The organism is Streptomyces sp. YIM 98790 (assembly GCF_011421595.1).
Taxonomy (GTDB): domain Bacteria; phylum Actinomycetota; class Actinomycetes; order Streptomycetales; family Streptomycetaceae; genus Streptomyces.
In genome coordinates this window covers 1-361 of the sequence record NZ_WTLH01000416.1, presented here as the reverse complement: position 1 = coordinate 361, position 361 = coordinate 1, and the positions used below count along the sequence as shown (strand labels likewise).

At 45.7% G+C, this 361-nt stretch carries 1 other RNA gene; it reads left to right on the top strand.

The features are described from left to right. The first annotated feature begins 1 nt into the window (after position 1). Positions 2-356: a transfer-messenger RNA gene (ssrA, locus tag GQS09_RS28435) on the top strand. Positions 357-361: the final 5 nt, after the last annotated feature.

Sequence of the window (361 nt, the reverse complement as noted above, 5' to 3'; positions counted from 1 at the left end):
TAACGGTTTCGACAGGTTAGCGAAAGCTCCCCCGTGATACAGGTCGAGAGTGAGTCTCCTCTCGTAAATCAAAGGCTCAAACAAAAAGTAAATGCGAACAACATCGTTCCTTTCGCTCGTAAAGCCGCTCCTGTAGCTGCCTAATAGTCTCTAATCGACTCGAGCATTCATAGTTTGACTCCGTTAAGGACTATGGATAAACCCCCAACGGATGCCACGTTTAACTTTCTCTAGTTAGTTAACCGTCTAAGCTTTAACTAGAGCATCCCACTGTCCGGGATAAGTGACAGTCCCCGTTTCGAGGGTAATCGAAACTAAACCTGTGAATGAACGGACAGTCAATACCTAATTTGGACAGCAG